This is a genomic window from Microbacterium sp. UBA3394 (assembly GCF_002358725.1).
Taxonomy (GTDB): domain Bacteria; phylum Actinomycetota; class Actinomycetes; order Actinomycetales; family Microbacteriaceae; genus Microbacterium; species Microbacterium luteum.
The window spans coordinates 10274-11054 of sequence record NZ_DEPK01000026.1; the positions used below are offsets into that span (position 1 = coordinate 10274).

Annotated in this window: 1 protein-coding gene; it reads right to left on the reverse strand. The window is 70.3% G+C overall.

Annotation, left to right across the window (positions count from 1 at the left end):
- Window positions 1-777 (reverse strand): DNA-formamidopyrimidine glycosylase family protein (locus B4E30_RS01340; RefSeq protein ID WP_286793177.1); only part of this gene is annotated, 777 nt, incomplete at its 3' end.
- Window positions 778-781: the final 4 nt, after the last annotated feature.

The window sequence follows — 781 nt, forward strand, 5'->3', positions numbered from 1 at the left end:
GATGACGCCGCCGCACACGGGGCATGCCTCGTGTGCGCGTCCGTGAACACGCATCGCCGCCGTCTTCGCGGCCTTCTGGTGCGCGATCGGCACCCTGGCTCTCGCGGTGACGGCGTCGTGGAGCACGGAACGGAGAGCGTCATACAGCCGGTCGCGTTCATCCTCGGTGAGGGTCGACGCCTGTGCGAGCGGAGAGAGCCTCGCGACGTGCAGGATCTCGTCCGAGTACGCATTCCCCACCCCCGCGAACGACTTCTGCTCCTGCAGGAGGGCCTTCAGCTGCTTGCGCCGTCCCACCACCACGCCGTCGAAGTCGGCGCGCGTGTAGTCGGACCGCGCCGGATCCGGCCCCAGCGCGGCAATGGCCGGCAGCGTATGCGCGTCCTCGACCAGCGCGAGCGAGAACGACAGCCAGTCCGCCCCATCCGTGAGGCGGACCGGCCCATCATGATCCGTCTCGGGCGTCGCGACGACCGGCGGCTCGTCGCGTTGGCCGGCGGTGTCGCCGCCGTCGCCGTCATCCGATCCGTCGCCATGCCAGCGCGCCCACCCGGCGCGCCCGTAGGAGATGACCAGAACCCCTCGGTCGGTCGCGACGAGCGTGTGCTTGCCGGCACGTGTGACGCCCGTCATCACCGCACCCGCCAACGTCTCGGGCCGGCGATCACGGCTCTTCCACACGCGGAATTCCGCGAGGTCGATACGCGCGATACGCGCATCCAGGAGTCGAGATCGCAACGCCTCTGTCAGCGCGTGGACCTCGGGCGACTCCGGCATGCGC